Here is a 14,994-nt window from a genome sequence, read left to right as displayed (position 1 = left end):
TCAGATCCGGTATCCGATGCCCAGCACGGTCTCGATCACCGGCGGGCCTCCCAGCTTGGCCCTGAGCTTGGCCATCACGACGCGGACGGCGCTGGTGAAGGGGTCGGCGTTCTCGTCCCACGCCCGTTCGAGCAGCTCCTCGGCGCTGACGACCCGTCCCTGAGCCGACATCAGCACCTCCAGGACGGCGAACTCCTTGGGGGACAGCGCCAGCGGGACCCCGTCACGGGAGGCCCGCAGCCGTGAGGTGTCCAGCGTGAGACCGCCGCACCGCAGCACCGGGGGCAGCGCCGTACCGGTCCGCCTGCCGAGCGCCGACACCCTGGCGAGCAGCTCGGAGTAGTCGAACGGCTTGGGCAGGTAGTCGTCGGCGCCCAGGCTGAAACCCTGGAGCCGGTCGCGGACACCGCCCGCCGCGGTGAGCATCAGCACCCTGGTCCTGCCGCCCTCCCTGGTGAGCTCCTCGCACACCTGGTCACCGGAGACCCCCGGAAGGCCCCGGTCGAGGATCACCACGTCGTAGTCGGAACGGGCGAGCCTTCTCAGCGCGTCGGTCCCGTCGTAGGCGACGTCGACCGTCATGTTCTCTCCGCGCAGCCCGTCGGCGACGTAGTCGGCCAGCACACGCTCGTCCTCGACCATCAGCACGCGCATGGCACGCCTCTCCTCAGGTGGGTGTGTCGCCACAGTAGGACGACGTGGATAAAGCCGATGTTTCCAATGACGGAAACGTCAGCCGAACACCCCCGTCTGTAGACCTGTGGAGCACGGCGCCGCCGTTCACAGCCGCGCCGTACCACGGAAGACGGAAGGTCGAAAAACCATGAGAACTCCCCGGCTCGGCGGAGCCGTGACGATCGCCGCCGCACTGGTCCTGACGGGCTGCGGCACCACAGACTCCGGCCGGAACGCGCAGACCGGTACGAGCACGCCGAACGCCCAGGACCAGGGGGTCGCCTACGCGCGATGCATGCGGGAGAACGGGGTGAAGATGCCCGACCCCGACCCCGACCCCGACCGGCCCGGGGCCGTCACCATCCCCAAACCGGGGAACACCGCCGCCCTGCAGGCCGCGATGAAGGCGTGCCGGCAGTACCTGCCCGTCAAGGCACAGGAGAAGATGGGCGGTTCCGAGGACATGGACCGGATGGTCGCGATCGCCCGGTGCCTGCGGGGCAAGGGCGTCGACGCGCCGGATCCCCAGCCAGGTCAGGGGCTCACCATCCGCGACCGGCTCAACGACCCCGAGGTGCAGCAGGCGCTGCTGGCCTGCCGGAAGTCGTCCTCCGGCGGCGCGGGATGAGGGACCCCTCCTCCGACGGCTCCCCCGGCGACGGCACCGCGCCCGGACCCGCCGCCAAGCGGCACCCCCGGCGCCGTCGCCGCCTGCTGTGGGCCGCCGCCGGTCTCGCGGTCGCCGTGGCCGCGACCGTCGTGGTCGTGACGCGGCCGCCGTCCCGCGCCCCGGCGCCGCGGGAGGCGGCCGTGACCACCGCCCCGGTGGTCCGCACCGACCTCGCCGACCACGAGGAGATCGACGGGACGCTGGGCTACTCCGGCACCTACCTCGTCTCGGCCAGTGGAGGCACCCTCACCTGGCTGCCCCCCACCGGACGGACCGTACGCCGGGGGCAGCGGGTGTACGGCGTGAACGGGCACTCCGTACCGCTCTTCTACGGAGCGACACCGCTGTGGCGCCCGCTGCGGCAGGGGGTGCGCGACGGGCAGGACATCGCCGTCCTGGAGAGAAACCTGGTGGCGCTGGGCTACGGGCAGGACGTCACGGTCGACAGGCACTTCGGCTACGCCACCTGGCGTGCCGTCCGGCGCTGGCAGCGTCACCTCGGCGTCGAACAGACCGGGGTGGTCAACCCCGGCGACGCCGTCGTCGCCCCGGAGGCCCTGCGGATCGCCGCCGTGCCCGGCGTCTCGGGCGGCACCGCCGGCGGGGTCGTCGTCAGGGCCACCGGAACCCGGCAGGTCGTCAACGTCGACCTCCCGGTGAACCGGCGGCAGCTGGCCGTCAGGAACGCCAAGGTGAGCGTCGACCTGCCGGGCGGGCGGACCGTGCCGGGACACGTCCGGCGGGTGAGCGCGGTGGCCACCTCCCCGTCGGGCTCCGCCCAGGACCGACAGCCCGGTCAGGCCACCGGCGAGGCGACCGTCCCCGTCGAGGTGGTCCTCACCGGGCGTAAGGCCACCGGCGGGCTGGACGGCGCCCCGGTGACCGTGAGCTTCACCAGCCGGGTGGACCGGAACGTGCTCGCCGTACCCGTGGCCGCGCTGCTCGCCCGGAGCAAGGACTCCTACGCGGTCCGCGTCGTCGACGCGTCCGGCGCCGGACACGACGTCCCGGTACGGCTCGGCTCCTTCGCCCTCGGGCTGGTCGAGGTCAGCGGCCCCGGGATCACCGAGGGCGCACGCGTCGAGGTGCCGTCGTCATGACCGCCGTGATCACCGCTGAGAAGGTGTCCAAGACCTACCCGGGCGGGGTGGCGGCGGTGCGCGAGGTGTCGCTGTCGGTGCGTCGCGGGGAGCTGCTGGCCGTCGTCGGCCCTTCGGGTTCCGGCAAGTCGAGCCTGCTGCACATCCTGGGGGCGCTCGAACTGCCCGACAGCGGAACCGTCCGGATGTTCGGGCACGACCTGGCGACCCTCCGCGACCGGCAGATCTCCGCGGTCAGGGCGAGCTGGATCGGCTTCGTCTTCCAGCGGTTCTTCCTCACACCGCACCTCAGCGCGGTCGACAACGTGGCCACCGGACTGCTCTACCAGGGCGTGTCCGCCGGGACCCGCGCCCGGCGCGCCACCGCTGCCCTTGAGCGCGTCGGCCTGGGCCACCGGCTCGGCCACCGGCCGCACGAGCTCTCCGGCGGCGAACGGCAGCGGGTCGCGGTCGCCCGCGTCCTCGTCGCCGGTCCCGCGGTCGTCTTCGCCGACGAACCGACCGGCAACCTCGACTCCGCCTCGGGCGCGGGCGTGCTGAGCCTGCTCCGCGAACTGCACGCCGACGGCACCACGATCGTCATCGTCACCCACGACCAGGAGATCGCCCGCAGCCTGCCGCGCCGGGTGGAGATCCTCGACGGCCGGATCAACTACGACGGGAAGGGCTCATGAGCTCCGTACCGCTTCCTCCTTCGGCTCGGCTCTCCGCCGCCGTCGTCTTGCGGGTGTCGCTGGTGGGGTTGCGCGGACGGCCGTTGCGGGCGGCCCTCTCCGCGCTCGGCATCGCCATCGGCGTCGCCGCCATGGTCGCCGTGCTGGGCGTCGGCGCGGCCAGCAGACAGCAGTTGCTGGACCAGATCCGGACGCTGGGGACCGACATGCTCACCGTCCACCCCGGCCAGAGCCTGTTCGGGGAGAACGCCAGGCTGCCGGTGGAGTCGGTGGGCATGGTCGCCCGCGTCCCCTCGGTCCGGTCGGTCACCGCGGTCGGCGCCGTGGAGAACGGCACGGTGCGCCGTACCGACAAGATCCCGGAAGCGGACACCGGCGGGATCTCGGTGGCCGCGACCAGGCTCAACCTGCTCACCACGCTGGGGGGATCCGTACGCTCGGGAGTCTTCCTCAACTCCGCGACCGAGATGTATCCGGCCACGGTGCTGGGCTCGGTCGCCGCAGGCAGGCTCGGGGTAGGACAACCCGGCGCCCAGGTCTATCTCGCCGGGCACTGGTTCACCGTCATCGGCGTCCTGGACTCCCTGCCGCTCAACCCCGAGATCGACCGGTCGGCCCTGGTCGGCTGGCCGGTCGCCGAGGGACTCCTGGGGTTCGACGGCCACCCGACCACCCTGTACGAGCGCTCCGACGAGGAGGCCGTCACGGCGGTCAGGGAGGTGCTCGCCTCCGCGGTGAACCCGCGCGACCCCGAGGAGGTCCAGGTCAGCCGCCCCTCGGACGCCCTGACCGCCCAGCTCGCCGCCGCCTCGACCTTCAACTCGCTGTTTCTCGGCCTGGGCGCGGTCGCCCTGCTGGTCGGCGGCGTCGGGGTGGCCAACACCATGGTCATCTCCGTGCTCGAACGCCGCCAGGAGATCGGGCTCCGCCGCGCCCTCGGCGCCAACCGGGGTCAGATCCGGTTGCAGTTCCTGGCCGAGTCGGTCGTGCTGTCCCTCCTCGGCGGTCTGTCCGGCGTCCTGCTCGGCGTCCTCGTCACGCTGGGTTACGCGGCGTCCCGTGGCTGGCCGCTGGTCCTGCCCGTCCAGGCCCTGGCGGGCGGGGTCGTCGCCTCGACGCTGATCGGCGCGGTCGCGGGCCTCTATCCGGCGCGCAGGGCGGCCCGGCTCACCCCGACCCAGGCGCTCGCCACCGGATGACCCGGCTTGAGACCAGTGCCCGGGAAAGGGGCCCCCGGTCAGAACTCGTCGGCGCCGGTGACCTGGGCGACGACGAAGACGTGCCGGGAGGCGGCGCAGATCGTCTCCAGCACGTGGACCGGGGTGTCGTCGTCTCCGTAGCTCGCGCGCAGCACCTGCACGATCCACTCGCCGGGGTCGAGTTCCAGGGTCACGGCCTCGAAGCCGCTCGGCGGGCGGGCCACCAGGTGCTCCTCGGCGTGGCCGAAGCGGTGGCCGAGGGCCTCGATGCCCGCCTGGAGCGTGGGCCGTACGAAGTCGGGGTCGCACAGCGGGGTGCCGCCGAACAGGTCGAGCCTGAAGTAGCTCGTGGCGATCCGCACCGGGACGTCACCGGCCAGCAGCAGCTTCCTGCGGGCCAGGACGTCGGTGCCCGGCTCGACGCGCAGCGCCGCCGCGACGTCACCGGAGGCCGGCTCCTCAGCGACGCCCAGCATGCGGCGGCCCGGGGTGATCCCCTGCGCGGCGGCCTCGGTCATGAAGAGCGAGGCCGAGCCGCGTACGGCGGGCTGGGTCGGCAGCGAGCGCCGCACCACCACGCGGGGCGTCCTGTGGCCCGTGGCGCCGCTTTCCCGGCTCGGGTCCGCTGTCTCCTGAGATCCCACTGAAAGCTCCTCCACGGCGTTCCTGGCACCGGCTGAGGCCGTCCCCCGACCCTAGTGGAGTGTCAGTAGGCGGGCAGCGTCCGCCGTCTGCGGCGCAGTGCCCAGGCCGCCAGGACGCCGCCGACCAGCCCGAACAGGTGCCCCTGCCAGGAGATGCCCGCCTCCCCCGGCAGCACGCCCCAGATGATCGAGTAGTACGCCACGGCGACGCCGACCGCGATGACGATGTCGAGGACGCTCCGGTCGAACAGGCCCCTGGCCACCACGAAGCCGAAGTAGCCGAAGACGAGCCCGCTCGCCCCGACCGTGACCACGTACGGCGAGCTGGTGAACCAGACGCCGAGGCCGCTGACCACGATGATGATCAGGCTGGCGAGCAGGAACCTGCCGATCCCGCGCAGCGCGGCGAGGAAGCCGAGGATCAGCAGGGGCAGCGAGTTGGCCATGAGGTGGCCGAAGCCCGCGTGCAGGAACGGCGCCAGGAGGATGCCGCCCAGCCCCTCGACGTCCCACGACCTGATGCCGTAGGCGTCGAACTCTCCGGGCAGGACGTAGTCGGCGACCTCGATCGCCCACATGCCGCCGACCAGGAGGATGACGAGGATCGCGGCTCCGGCCGCGCCCGCCGCCAGCTCACCCGCCCCGCGTCTGAGCCGCTCACCGGCCGGGCGTTCCGCCGGGGGAAATCGGTCGTCCATGCACTCTCCTGGCCTTCGGGAGCGGTCGCCACGCCCTTCCACCGTACGCACTCCAGGCGGGAAGTGCGCCGGGCGCGACCCGTACGGCCGTGCCCGGCGTCTCGAACGGGACTACTCGCCCTTCCAGACCGGGGCGCGCTTCTCGGCGAAGGCCGCCGCGCCCTCCTGCGCGTCCTTCGACGCGAACACCGGGTCGATGATCTCCGCCTGCCTGGCGAACATCTCCCCCGCGCTCCAGTCGGCGGACTCGACGATCACCCGCTTGGTCGCGGCGAGCGACAGCGGGGCGTTGGCCGCGATCCGCCCGGCCAGCTCGACCGCCCTGGTCAGCGCCTCGCCCTCGGGCGTGACGTGGTTGACCAGGCCGACCTCGCTCAACCGTGCGGCGGAGAAGTGGTCGCCGGTCAGGGCGATCTCCATCGCGACGTGGTAGGGGATGCGCCGCGGCAGCCGCATCACGCCCCCGGCCGCCGCGACCAGGCCACGCTTGGGCTCGGGCAGGCCGAAGACGGCCTTCTCCGAGGCCACGATGATGTCGCAGGCCAGCGCGAGCTCGAAGCCTCCGGCCAGGGCGTAGCCCTCGACGGCGGCGACGATCGGCTTCCTCGGCGGCGCCTCGACGATGCCGCCGAAGCCCCTGCCCTCAAGGAAGGGCAGATCTCCCTTGAGGAAGCCCTTCAGGTCCATGCCCGCGCAGAAGGTGCCGCCCGCCCCGGTCAGCACGTAGACCGAGACGTCCGCGCGTTCCTCGAACTCGTCGAGCACCGCGGCGATCCCCCTGGCGACCGCGCCGTTGATCGCGTTCCTGGCCTGGGGGCGGTTGATCGTGATGACCGCGACGCCGTCGCCGACCTCGGCGAGTACCTCATCAGACACCGGTTGACTCCTCTGGGCCGGGAACTACTTGGGCTGGAAACGGATGCCGCCGTCGAACCGGACGGTCTCGGCGTTCATGTAGTCGTTCTCGATCAGGGAGCGCACCAGGTGGGCGAACTCCTCCGGCCTGCCCATGCGCTTGGGGAAGACGACGGGGGCCACGAGCCTGGCCTTGAACTCCTCGGCGTTGTCGTTGAAGGCGTAGATCGGGGTGTCGATGATGCCGGGGCAGATCGTGTTGACGCGGATGCCGACGGGCGACAGGTCGCGCGCGGCGGGCAGGGTCATGCCGACGATGCCGCCCTTGGAGGCCGAGTAGGCCACCTGGCCCGTCTGGCCTTCGAGGGCCGCGACGGAGGCGGTGTTGACGATCACGCCGCGCTGGCCGTCCTCGTCGACCGGGTCGGTCTTGGCGATGGCGGCGGCGCCGATGCGCAGGAGGTTGAAGGTGCCGATCAGGTTGACCTCGATGACCTTGCGGTAGGAGGCCAGGTCGTGCGGTGAGCCGTCCCGGTTGACCGTACGGCCCGCCCAGCCGATGCCCGCGCTGTTGACCACGACGCGCAGCGGCCTGCCGGTCGCGACCGCCGCGTCGACCGCCGCCTGCACCTGCTGCTCGTCGGAGACGTCGGTCTTGACGAAGACTCCGCCGATCTCCTCGGCGACGAGCTTGCCGCGCTCCTCGTTGAGGTCGGCGACGACCACGGTGGCGCCGTGCGCGGCGAGATGACGGGCCGTGGCCTCACCGAGGCCGCTGGCACCGCCCGAGATGACTGCTGCTGCTCCGTTCAGGTCCATGAGCGGACTCTAACGCGGATACCGAATGAAGTTCTATCAGGGGTGCCCGTTGGATCTCAGCCCTCGCCGACCGCGGTGACCACGTCGGGATAGACCTTGATGCGGCGGTCGAGGCCGGTGGTGCGCAGAATCCTGGCCACCGGCGCCTGCGGGGCCGCGAGGCTGACGCCGCCCCCCTCGCCCGTGGCCAGCCGCCAGGCCTCGATGAGCACGGACAGGCCGCTTGAGTCCATGAACGACAGCGCGGTGAGGTCGAGGATCAGCCGGGACCCGTCGAGCTTGATCGCATCGCGAACCTCGTCTCGCAGAAAGGGGGCGGTGAACAGATCGAGTTCGCCCTCGACGGCCACCACCACGGCGTCACCGACGGCGCGGCGAGCCAGCCGTAGCTTCATCAGTCCTCCTCGCCCATGAGGCAGACCCACTTTACTTCGCCATCACCGTATGTGAGGTCCCGCGACTCTATGATCATTCGCACCGGGCGGAGGAAGAACCGCAAACGCCACACATCACCCTCACCCCGTTCCGCTTCCCCGTCAATGGAGCCACGGCCCAGCCACGGCGCCCCCGCCGATTTATACCGGAAAAATCACGAATAACGTGGGACAAAGATCATATAAACCGCTATCACAGCGAATCGATACACATGTCGACGATCATGGAGAATGCTCCGCTCGCGGGAGGGCGAAGCCGTACGGCAGTTCGAGACGGTGGGCGGCGAGCAGGTCGGAGTCGGCGAGGATCTTCGCGGTCGGCCCGTCGGCGGCGATCACGCCGCCGGACAGGACGAGCGCCCGTTCACACAGCTCCAGGGCGTACGGCAGGTCGTGGGTGACCATCAGCACGGTCACGTCCAGCCCCCTGAGGATCTCGGCCAGCTCGCGCCTTGAGGCCGGGTCCAGGTTCGACGACGGCTCGTCCAGCACCAGGATCTCCGGCTCCATCGCGAGCACGGTCGCCACCGCGACCCGGCGGCGCTGACCGAAGGACAGGTGGTGCGGCGGCCTGTCGATCGCCTCCAGCATGCCGACGCGGTCGAGGGCCTCCTCGACCCGGCGCCGTAGCTCCGGCCCCCTGAGGCCGAGATTGGCCGGGCCGAAGGCGACGTCCTCCCGCACCGTCGGCATGAACAGCTGGTCGTCGGGGTCCTGGAAGACGAGCCCGACCCGCCTGCGGATCTCCTTGAGCGACTCCTTGCCGACCGGCAGCCCGGCGACCGTCACCGTGCCGTGCCCCGGGGTCAGGATGCCGTTGAGGTGCATCACCAGCGTGGTCTTGCCCGCGCCGTTCGGGCCGAGCAACGCGACCCGCTCCCCGCGCGCGATCTCGAAGTCGACGCCGAACAACGCCTGGGTGCCGTCCGGATAGGCGTACGCCAGGCGGCGCACCTCCAGCGAGGCGGTCATCACAGGCCTCCGTTCACGAGTGTCGTGCCGAGCAGCGCCACGAGCGCCGCGCCCGGCAACATACCCGCAGTGAGCCACTGACGCGAGGAGGCGGACAGGTCCTGGATGACCGGCATCGAACCGGTGTAGCCCCGGCTGAGCATCGCCAGGTGCACCCGTTCCCCGCGCTCGTAGGAGCGGATGAACAGCGCCCCCGCCGATTTGGCGACCGCCGGGATGTGCCGGACGTCCCTGGCCGTGAAGCCCCGCGACTCCCTGGCCACCCGCATCCGGCGCATCTCGTCCACGATCACGTCCATGTAGCGGAGCATGAACATGGCGATCTGCACCAGCAGCGGCGGCAGCCGCAGCCGCTGGGCGCCGAGCAGCATCAGTCTCGGTTCGGTCGTCGCCGCCAGCAGCACGCTGGCGACCACCCCGAGCGTGGCCTTGGCCAGGATGTTCCAGGCCGCCCAGAGCCCCTCGACGCTGAGTGTGACCCCCAGGAACGGCACCCGTTCGCCGAACCCGATGAACGGCAGCGCCACCGCGAACACCACGAACGGCAGCTCGATCACCATCCGCCGCAGCACGAAGCCCGGCGGGACCCGGGCGGCGGACGCGGCCACGCCGAGCAGGACCGCGTAGATCCCGAAGGCCCACAGCCACTCACGCGGGGTCGCCACGACCACCAGCGCGAAGGCCGCGACCGCCGCCAGCTTGCACTGGGGTGGCAGCCGGTGGACGAGGGTGTCCCCCGGCCGGTAGAGCTGGTGGCTGTGGCCCGCCCCCACTACGCGGTGACCTCGTCCTTCGCCGAGTCGTCGCGGGTCTCGCCCTGATTGCGGCGCCGTACCGCGAAGAACAGGCCGCCGCCGACGGCGAGGGTCACCCCGACGCCGACCAGGCCGGCGACACCGACCGGGATGCCGCCGACCTCGCCGTAGTCGGCCAGCGGCTGGTCACCGAGGGCGTGGTCCCCGGCCTGTCCGATGAAGCCCTTGTCCTCGGCGACCCGCTCAAGGCCGTCGGGCGAGGAGGAGGCGTAGAAGCTGACGATCCCCGCCAGCAGCGCCGCGACCAGGACGCCCGCGGGCAGGAACCAGCCGATGCGGCGCGGGGCCGCCGCCCTGGGGGCCGTGTCCACCGTGGTGGCCGCGCCGTCGGCGCCCCTGAGCACCAGGGGCGCGGCCAGCCCGCGCGCGCCGTAGACCAGGTCGGGCCTGACCGCGAGCACGGTGCTGACGGTGACCGCGGTGATCAGGCCCTCGCCGATGCCGATGAGCACGTGCACGCCGCCCATGGCCATGGCGACCGTGCCGACCTCGATGGGCGCGGTGCCGCCGATCCAGAACAGCAGCGCGAAGGAGATCGCCGAGACCGGCACCGAGACCAGCGCCGCGACGAAGGCGCCCGCGACCACCGTGCCCCTCCCGCGCGCCCTGCTCGTGACCAGGCGGAAGACGGCCCAGCCCGCCAGGACGGCGACGATGCCCATGAGGGTGATGTTCACCCCGAGCGCGGTCAGACCGCCGTCGGCGAAGAAGAAGCCCTGTACCAGCAGGACGACGGCCACGCACAACACCGCCGTGTACGGCCCGACGAGTATCGCCGCGAGCGTGCCGCCGAGCAGGTGCCCGCTGGTGCCCGCCGCGACCGGGAAGTTGAGCATCTGGACGGCGAAGATGAAGGCGGCGACCAGACCCGCCATGGGCGCGGTCTTGTCGTCGAGCTCCTTACGAGCCCCCCGCAGACAGATCCCCACGCCGGCGGCCGCGACGGCCCCGGCCGAAATCGACACGGCTGCGTTGAAGAAGCCATCGGGTACGTGCACGGCAAGCCTCCGGGGATGCGAAATCCTCCTTACTTTAAGCCATGGGCTTGCACTTGCAAGAGAGTGGCATTAGCGGAGGACGCGGCGGGCGAACGACCTCGGGGTGAACGTCCGCACGACCGCGCTCAGCCGCCCCTTGCCCGTGGTCGCGTAGGGCCTGACGCTGCGTCTGACCAGCCCGCGCCACCAGGTGCGCGGCGGCGCGACGATCTCGGCGGGCGCCTCGACCCTGAACCGCGCGGGCGGTCCGCCCAGGTCGAGTTCCAGGTAGGCGTCCCAGGTGCCGGGTCCCAGTCTGCCGAGTGCCTGCCGCATGGCGAACGTCCCCCCCTCCTCGACCTCGACCGGCTCGCGCCACTCCTTCCCCGACCACCGCTCCCGCCACACCAGGTGCCGTACGGCCCGCGTCCCCGGCGCCGCCGAGCCGACGCTGACCCGCCCGTCGAGCGCCAGCCGGTTCCCGGCCGTCCAGCGGGTCCCGGTCAGCCGGACGCGGCCCGGCACCCGCACCACGTGTCCGCCGACGTCGAGGCTGAGGTTGCCGTGCGACCTGGTGAAGTACGGCAGGGCGACGACACCGCCGATCATCCGGGGGGCGGGCCGGGTGACCGGCTCGTCCCGGTCGGCGCCGAGCCGTACCAGACGGGTGACGCCCTCGCACTCGACGTTCAGATAGACGTCCCAGACCCCGGAGGACAGCGTGGTGACGTCCACGACGGCGCTGAAGCCCTCGTGGTCGCCGCCGACCGGGAACACCCGCTCGACCGGACGCCCCCGGTCACCCTCCACAGCGCCGCCGCGCAGCCGCAGCACCAGGTCGAGGCCGCCCGCGACGAGGTCGGGGCCCCCGTCCCGTTCGAGGGCGTCCAGCGCGACCCGGCCCGTGACGACCAGCCCGTCCCGCGGGTCCCAGTCCAGGCCGGTCAGCCGCCTGCGAACCACGGCCGACTCGATGTGCGCGAGCCGTACCAGGCGGTCGACGTCCTGGAGGGCGGCGACGCGGCCCCGGTCGATGGGGTTGAGGCGTTCGCGGACGCCGTCGGTCAGCCACCGCTCGCACATGTCGGCGACCTCGGCGGCGATCTGCCTGCGCGTCTCCTCCCCGGCGTCGAGGAAGGGCCTGCCGAGGTTGCTCAGCGCGTCCATCCTGAAGTGCCGCCCGAGCAGGTGGTCGCGCAGCGCCCCGGGACGCACGTGGCCGACCATCAACTCGACCGACTTCTTGATCATCCGAATCCAGGCGACCGGGTCGCGGCTGCCCGGCTGCTGCATGATGCTGCTGCCGTCCGGCCTGGCGACCAGGTGGTAGCAGTCGTAGTCGGCGACGACGGAGATCACCTCAGCGTGGCAGTAGGCGTGGGTGGTGAAGAACACGTCCTCCCCGACCAGCAGCGTCTCGTCGAAGCGGATGCCGTACCGCTCGATCATCTCCCTGCGGAAGAGCTTGAAGCAGCTCAGGCTGTTGTAGACGCGGCTCTCCTCCAGCGTGACCCGCTCGGCGTTCTCCCGGAACATCGAGACGGGGGCCCTGCGGTCGTGCCCGACGATCTTTCCGAGCACCATGTCCGAGCCGTTGCGCTCGGCCATCGCGAGCATCCGTTCGAGCGCCTCGGGGCCGAGGTAGTCGTCGGCGTCGCAGAAGAACACGTACTTGCCCCTGGCCAGGGCCAGGCCGACGTTGCGGGGACGGCCCGCGCCGCCGGAGCGCTCCATGCGGACGACCCGCACGACCCCCCGGTGGTGGGCGGCGTAGAGGTCGAGCAGTTCGGCGCCGCCGTCGGTCGAGCCGTCGTCGACGACGATGATCTCCCTGTTGACCCGCTGTACCAGCAGCGAGGTCAGGCACCTGTCGAGATAGGGGCGGCAGTTGTGGACCGGGACGATGACGCTGACGTCGATGTCGGGGTGCTGCGTCTCCTCCCGCGCGGCCCAGCGCCCGGGCCCCGCGGCCTCTTCTCCGGCCGCCCGCTCACCGCTTCCCGCACGGACCGCTCGAATGATCGTCCCCGTCACCGCTGTGCCCCCCGTCGGTTACTCAACGTCACGCAGCGTTCCAGTATGTGACGATGGGCCGCGCGTGTGGGGCGGATCCGGTTTCTTGGCCCTCTCCGCCTTCGCCCGGCCTCACCGTGCCTGGTGAAAACCCCCTTTTTCTTACGGCTTCGCACGGCTTGGCGTTTCGCGCGCCTTGTCGCCTTGTCGCCCTTTGGTACCTCCGGCCCGTCACCCTGTGTCGTCGCGCCGGAGCCTCCCGAGTTCCTCGACCGCCGCCAGCGCCGTCCGCCACGGCTTGGAACCGTTCCAGGCCTCGTTCGCCGGGTCGAGGAGCACGCGCACCCCCTCGGCGCGCAGCGTCTCGACACCGCGCAGGAACGGCAGGCGGGAGGCGAGGGCCGCGTTGACGAAGGGCACGACGACCACCGGGATGCCCAGGCCGGGGGCCTCGGCGAGCAGGCCGAGCGCGTAGGTGTCGGCGATCCCCTGGGCGAACTTGTTGACGGTGTTGTAGGTGGCCGGGGCCACGACGATCGCGTCGGCCCTGGGCGGCTTGGGCTCGTCCGGCCTGCGGTAGCGGCTCTTGACGGGACGCCCGGTCAGCTCCTCGAAGGCGGCGACGTCGAAGAAGCCCAGCGCCGAGGGGGTGGCGACGACCTGGACCTCCCATCCCTCATCGAGGGCCGCCGCGACCAGGTCCTGTGCCGTGGGGGCCGCTCCGGCCGCGCAGACGATCACATAGAGGACGCCCTTGGGCGCCGGGGGACGGTTCATGGAACAAGTCTCGGACACCCGGAAACAGCCTTGGAGCCGGGACGGCTATCGACATCTCACCCAAAATCACGAAAAATCCTTATGTTTCCGTGTGACTTGCCCGGGAATTTCCATGCCGTTCCGTTATGAGAAGAAACCCGTGTGACCCGTGGGACGTCTTTTCCAGCAGGAGGGCACATGGCAGCACTCGACGATCTTGTGGACGCGGACCTCCTTCTGGAGCTGCTCCTCGTCGAGGCGTTGCACGTCGAGGCCGAGCGCCTCGCGGCCGGCCGAAGGACCGGCCCCGACTCCGGCGAGGGGAGCCGGGGCCTCGGGTCCACGCCGCGCCGCCCGCGGGGTCAGTGAAGGTGGATCATCCCCCGGGCGGCCATCTCCTCGATGTACCTCGCCCAGTCACGTGTGATCTTGTTCTCGAAGTCGGCGTGCACCGCCTCACGCTCCCGCGCGGTCAGGTGTTCCCGCTCCCCTCCGGGGTAGGTCACCGTCGCCCCCTCCGGTGAGCCGTCCAGCAGGAACAGGTAGCCGCGCCTGCTGACCTCCAGGAACATGCCGAACGTCGGCAGCTCCTGGATCTCGCGCAGCGCCGCCTCCCAGTCCACCTCGACCCCCTGCCAGCTGTTGTCCCGTTCGGCCAGCCACCGGGTGAGGTCGCTGAACCAGACACCTCTGCGGCCGGGGTTCTCCTTGACGTGGAAGTGGGCCACCGCGAAGACCCCTTCCGCGTTCTCCGAGACCTGGCTCCTGGGGACGAGCGGCGGCGCGACGACGTAGGCGGCCTCCGCGGTCGCGGCGTCCTGCCGGGAGTCGGGCCAGGGCAACGCGAAGATGAGCCAGTACGCGGGTTCCTGGAGCTTTCTCAGTTCCTGCGAGGTTGGAGAGGTCATATGCGGTTTCTCCTTTGGGGGCTGAGATCACCGTACTGATCGAACCCCCAGTAACCCGGAGAACCACCAAAAAACCATCGTGTTAACGGGCGAGGGCCGCCAATTCCCTCAGGACAACCGGCCAAGCCTCGCTTTCCGGGTCAATAACCACAAAATGCCCGGCGCCGGGAATCCGCACCAGCGAGGCCTCGGGGTGGGCGGCGACGTAGGACTCGGAGACCTCGACGGGCACGCGCTCGTCGTCGGTGCCGTGCACGAGCGTCACCCGCCCGGCGCCGGGGCGCAGCCGTACCGGATCGAGGTCGGGGCGCTCGTCCGGCGGACGGCCGAGGAAGTCGGCGACCGCGCCCTCGTCGAGGTCGAGCCGGTGCGCGAGCCGCAGGTCGGCCACCGGGGCCAGGGCGAGGACCGCGGCCTCCCCCGGGCTCGCGAGCAGGGCCAGGTGGCCGCCTGCCGAGTGACCGGCGACCACCATGGGACCGGACGCGGGACCGAGCGCGGCGAGCGCGGCACGGACGTCCTCGACCGCCGCGTCCGGACGGCCCGGCTCGCGGCGGTACTCGACCGCGGCGACGTTCCAGCCCGCCTCGCGCAGCGCGTTCGCCATCGGACGCAGGTGGACCCGGTCGTACTCGGGACGCCAGAACCCGCCGTGGACCAGCGCGACCGTCGGGCCCTGCCCGTGCCACAGGTCGCTCACCTGGTCGGGGGCCGGGCCGTACGCGACGGTCTCGTCAGGACCGGGCGCGTGCCTCCCGAGGACCGACCTGTCCTCGCTCACGACG

General features: G+C 71.5%; 18 protein-coding genes. 5 read left to right on the top strand and 13 right to left on the bottom strand.

Going from position 1 to position 14,994, the window contains the following annotated elements:
* A complete protein-coding gene (locus tag ACFOYY_RS05865; RefSeq protein WP_386188438.1) occupies nucleotides 1–654 on the bottom strand; it encodes a response regulator transcription factor in 654 nt (217 codons plus the stop codon).
* A gap of 169 nt (nucleotides 655–823) precedes the next feature.
* Here ACFOYY_RS05865 and ACFOYY_RS05860 point away from each other — a divergent pair, with 169 nt between their 5' ends.
* Genes ACFOYY_RS05860 through ACFOYY_RS05845 form a run of 4 tightly spaced genes read left to right on the top strand, consistent with a single transcriptional unit; the run spans nucleotide 824 to nucleotide 4,318 of the window.
* On the top strand, nucleotides 824–1,303 hold the full coding sequence (locus tag ACFOYY_RS05860) for a hypothetical protein (protein ID WP_386188436.1): 480 nt from the start codon (nucleotides 824–826) through the stop codon (nucleotides 1,301–1,303).
* Nucleotides 1,300–2,445, top strand: a complete 1,146-nt coding sequence (locus tag ACFOYY_RS05855) for a peptidoglycan-binding protein (protein WP_386188434.1) — start codon at nucleotides 1,300–1,302, stop codon at nucleotides 2,443–2,445. Before ACFOYY_RS05860 ends, ACFOYY_RS05855 begins: the two co-directional genes overlap by 4 nt.
* A complete protein-coding gene (locus tag ACFOYY_RS05850; RefSeq protein WP_386188432.1) occupies nucleotides 2,442–3,119 on the top strand; it encodes an ABC transporter ATP-binding protein in 678 nt (225 codons plus the stop codon). The genes ACFOYY_RS05855 and ACFOYY_RS05850 overlap by 4 nt, the downstream gene beginning before the upstream one ends.
* The gene (locus ACFOYY_RS05845) at nucleotides 3,116–4,318 is read left to right on the top strand and encodes an ABC transporter permease (protein ID WP_386188430.1); all 1,203 of its coding nucleotides are present in this window, start codon (nucleotides 3,116–3,118) and stop codon (nucleotides 4,316–4,318) included. Before ACFOYY_RS05850 ends, ACFOYY_RS05845 begins: the two co-directional genes overlap by 4 nt.
* A 38-nt stretch (nucleotides 4,319–4,356) precedes the next feature.
* Here ACFOYY_RS05845 and ACFOYY_RS05840 read toward each other — a convergent pair whose 3' ends face one another.
* From ACFOYY_RS05840 to ACFOYY_RS05795, 10 genes are all read right to left on the bottom strand, one after another.
* Nucleotides 4,357–4,896 (bottom strand): GntR family transcriptional regulator, encoded by a 540-nt coding sequence (locus tag ACFOYY_RS05840; RefSeq protein ID WP_386188428.1) that lies wholly within the window; start codon nucleotides 4,894–4,896, stop codon nucleotides 4,357–4,359.
* Between the two features lie 128 nt (nucleotides 4,897–5,024).
* On the bottom strand, nucleotides 5,025–5,660 hold the full coding sequence (locus tag ACFOYY_RS05835; RefSeq protein ID WP_352014700.1) for a rhomboid family intramembrane serine protease: 636 nt from the start codon (nucleotides 5,658–5,660) through the stop codon (nucleotides 5,025–5,027).
* Between the two features lie 111 nt (nucleotides 5,661–5,771).
* On the bottom strand, nucleotides 5,772–6,536 hold the full coding sequence (locus ACFOYY_RS05830; RefSeq protein ID WP_386188426.1) for a crotonase/enoyl-CoA hydratase family protein: 765 nt from the start codon (nucleotides 6,534–6,536) through the stop codon (nucleotides 5,772–5,774).
* Between the two features lie 24 nt (nucleotides 6,537–6,560).
* Entirely contained in the window at nucleotides 6,561–7,334 is a 774-nt protein-coding gene (locus tag ACFOYY_RS05825; RefSeq protein WP_352014698.1) for an SDR family oxidoreductase, read from the bottom strand.
* A 56-nt stretch (nucleotides 7,335–7,390) separates the two neighbouring features.
* Entirely contained in the window at nucleotides 7,391–7,729 is a 339-nt protein-coding gene (locus ACFOYY_RS05820) for an STAS domain-containing protein (protein WP_352014697.1), read from the bottom strand.
* Nucleotides 7,730–7,990: 261 nt separating this feature from the next.
* A complete protein-coding gene (locus ACFOYY_RS05815) occupies nucleotides 7,991–8,740 on the bottom strand; it encodes an energy-coupling factor ABC transporter ATP-binding protein (RefSeq protein ID WP_352014696.1) in 750 nt (249 codons plus the stop codon).
* Nucleotides 8,740–9,513 carry a cobalt ECF transporter T component CbiQ gene (gene cbiQ / locus ACFOYY_RS05810; protein ID WP_386188423.1) on the bottom strand — a complete coding sequence of 258 codons (774 nt, stop codon included), beginning with the start codon at nucleotides 9,511–9,513 and terminating at the stop codon, nucleotides 8,740–8,742. Before cbiQ ends, ACFOYY_RS05815 begins: the two co-directional genes overlap by 1 nt.
* Entirely contained in the window at nucleotides 9,513–10,553 is a 1,041-nt protein-coding gene (locus ACFOYY_RS05805) for an energy-coupling factor ABC transporter permease (RefSeq protein ID WP_386188420.1), read from the bottom strand. The genes cbiQ and ACFOYY_RS05805 overlap by 1 nt, the downstream gene beginning before the upstream one ends.
* A gap of 69 nt (nucleotides 10,554–10,622) precedes the next feature.
* Nucleotides 10,623–12,566, bottom strand: coding sequence for a glycosyltransferase family 2 protein (locus tag ACFOYY_RS05800; RefSeq protein WP_386188418.1), 1,944 nt, complete (start codon nucleotides 12,564–12,566; stop codon nucleotides 10,623–10,625).
* 210 nt (nucleotides 12,567–12,776) lie between these two features.
* Entirely contained in the window at nucleotides 12,777–13,322 is a 546-nt protein-coding gene (locus tag ACFOYY_RS05795; RefSeq protein ID WP_362781238.1) for a flavoprotein, read from the bottom strand.
* A gap of 177 nt (nucleotides 13,323–13,499) precedes the next feature.
* Between ACFOYY_RS05795 and ACFOYY_RS05790 the strand changes: the two genes are divergently transcribed.
* Nucleotides 13,500–13,670 carry a hypothetical protein gene (locus tag ACFOYY_RS05790; RefSeq protein WP_362915186.1) on the top strand — a complete coding sequence of 57 codons (171 nt, stop codon included), beginning with the start codon at nucleotides 13,500–13,502 and terminating at the stop codon, nucleotides 13,668–13,670.
* On the opposite strand, the gene ACFOYY_RS05785 is transcribed toward ACFOYY_RS05790, so the two are convergent.
* Both ACFOYY_RS05785 and ACFOYY_RS05780 read right to left on the bottom strand, forming a co-directional pair.
* A complete protein-coding gene (locus tag ACFOYY_RS05785; RefSeq protein ID WP_362915184.1) occupies nucleotides 13,664–14,209 on the bottom strand; it encodes a hypothetical protein in 546 nt (181 codons plus the stop codon). The two genes, ACFOYY_RS05790 and ACFOYY_RS05785, sit on opposite strands and share 7 nt — an antisense overlap.
* 82 nt (nucleotides 14,210–14,291) lie before the next feature.
* Entirely contained in the window at nucleotides 14,292–14,990 is a 699-nt protein-coding gene (locus tag ACFOYY_RS05780) for an alpha/beta hydrolase (protein ID WP_386188415.1), read from the bottom strand.
* Nucleotides 14,991–14,994: the final 4 nt, after the last annotated feature.

This window comes from Streptosporangium jomthongense (assembly GCF_042650425.1).
Classification (GTDB): domain Bacteria; phylum Actinomycetota; class Actinomycetes; order Streptosporangiales; family Streptosporangiaceae; genus Streptosporangium.
Note: the sequence above shows the minus strand (reverse complement) of the source record. Positions and strands in the feature narration are given on the sequence as shown.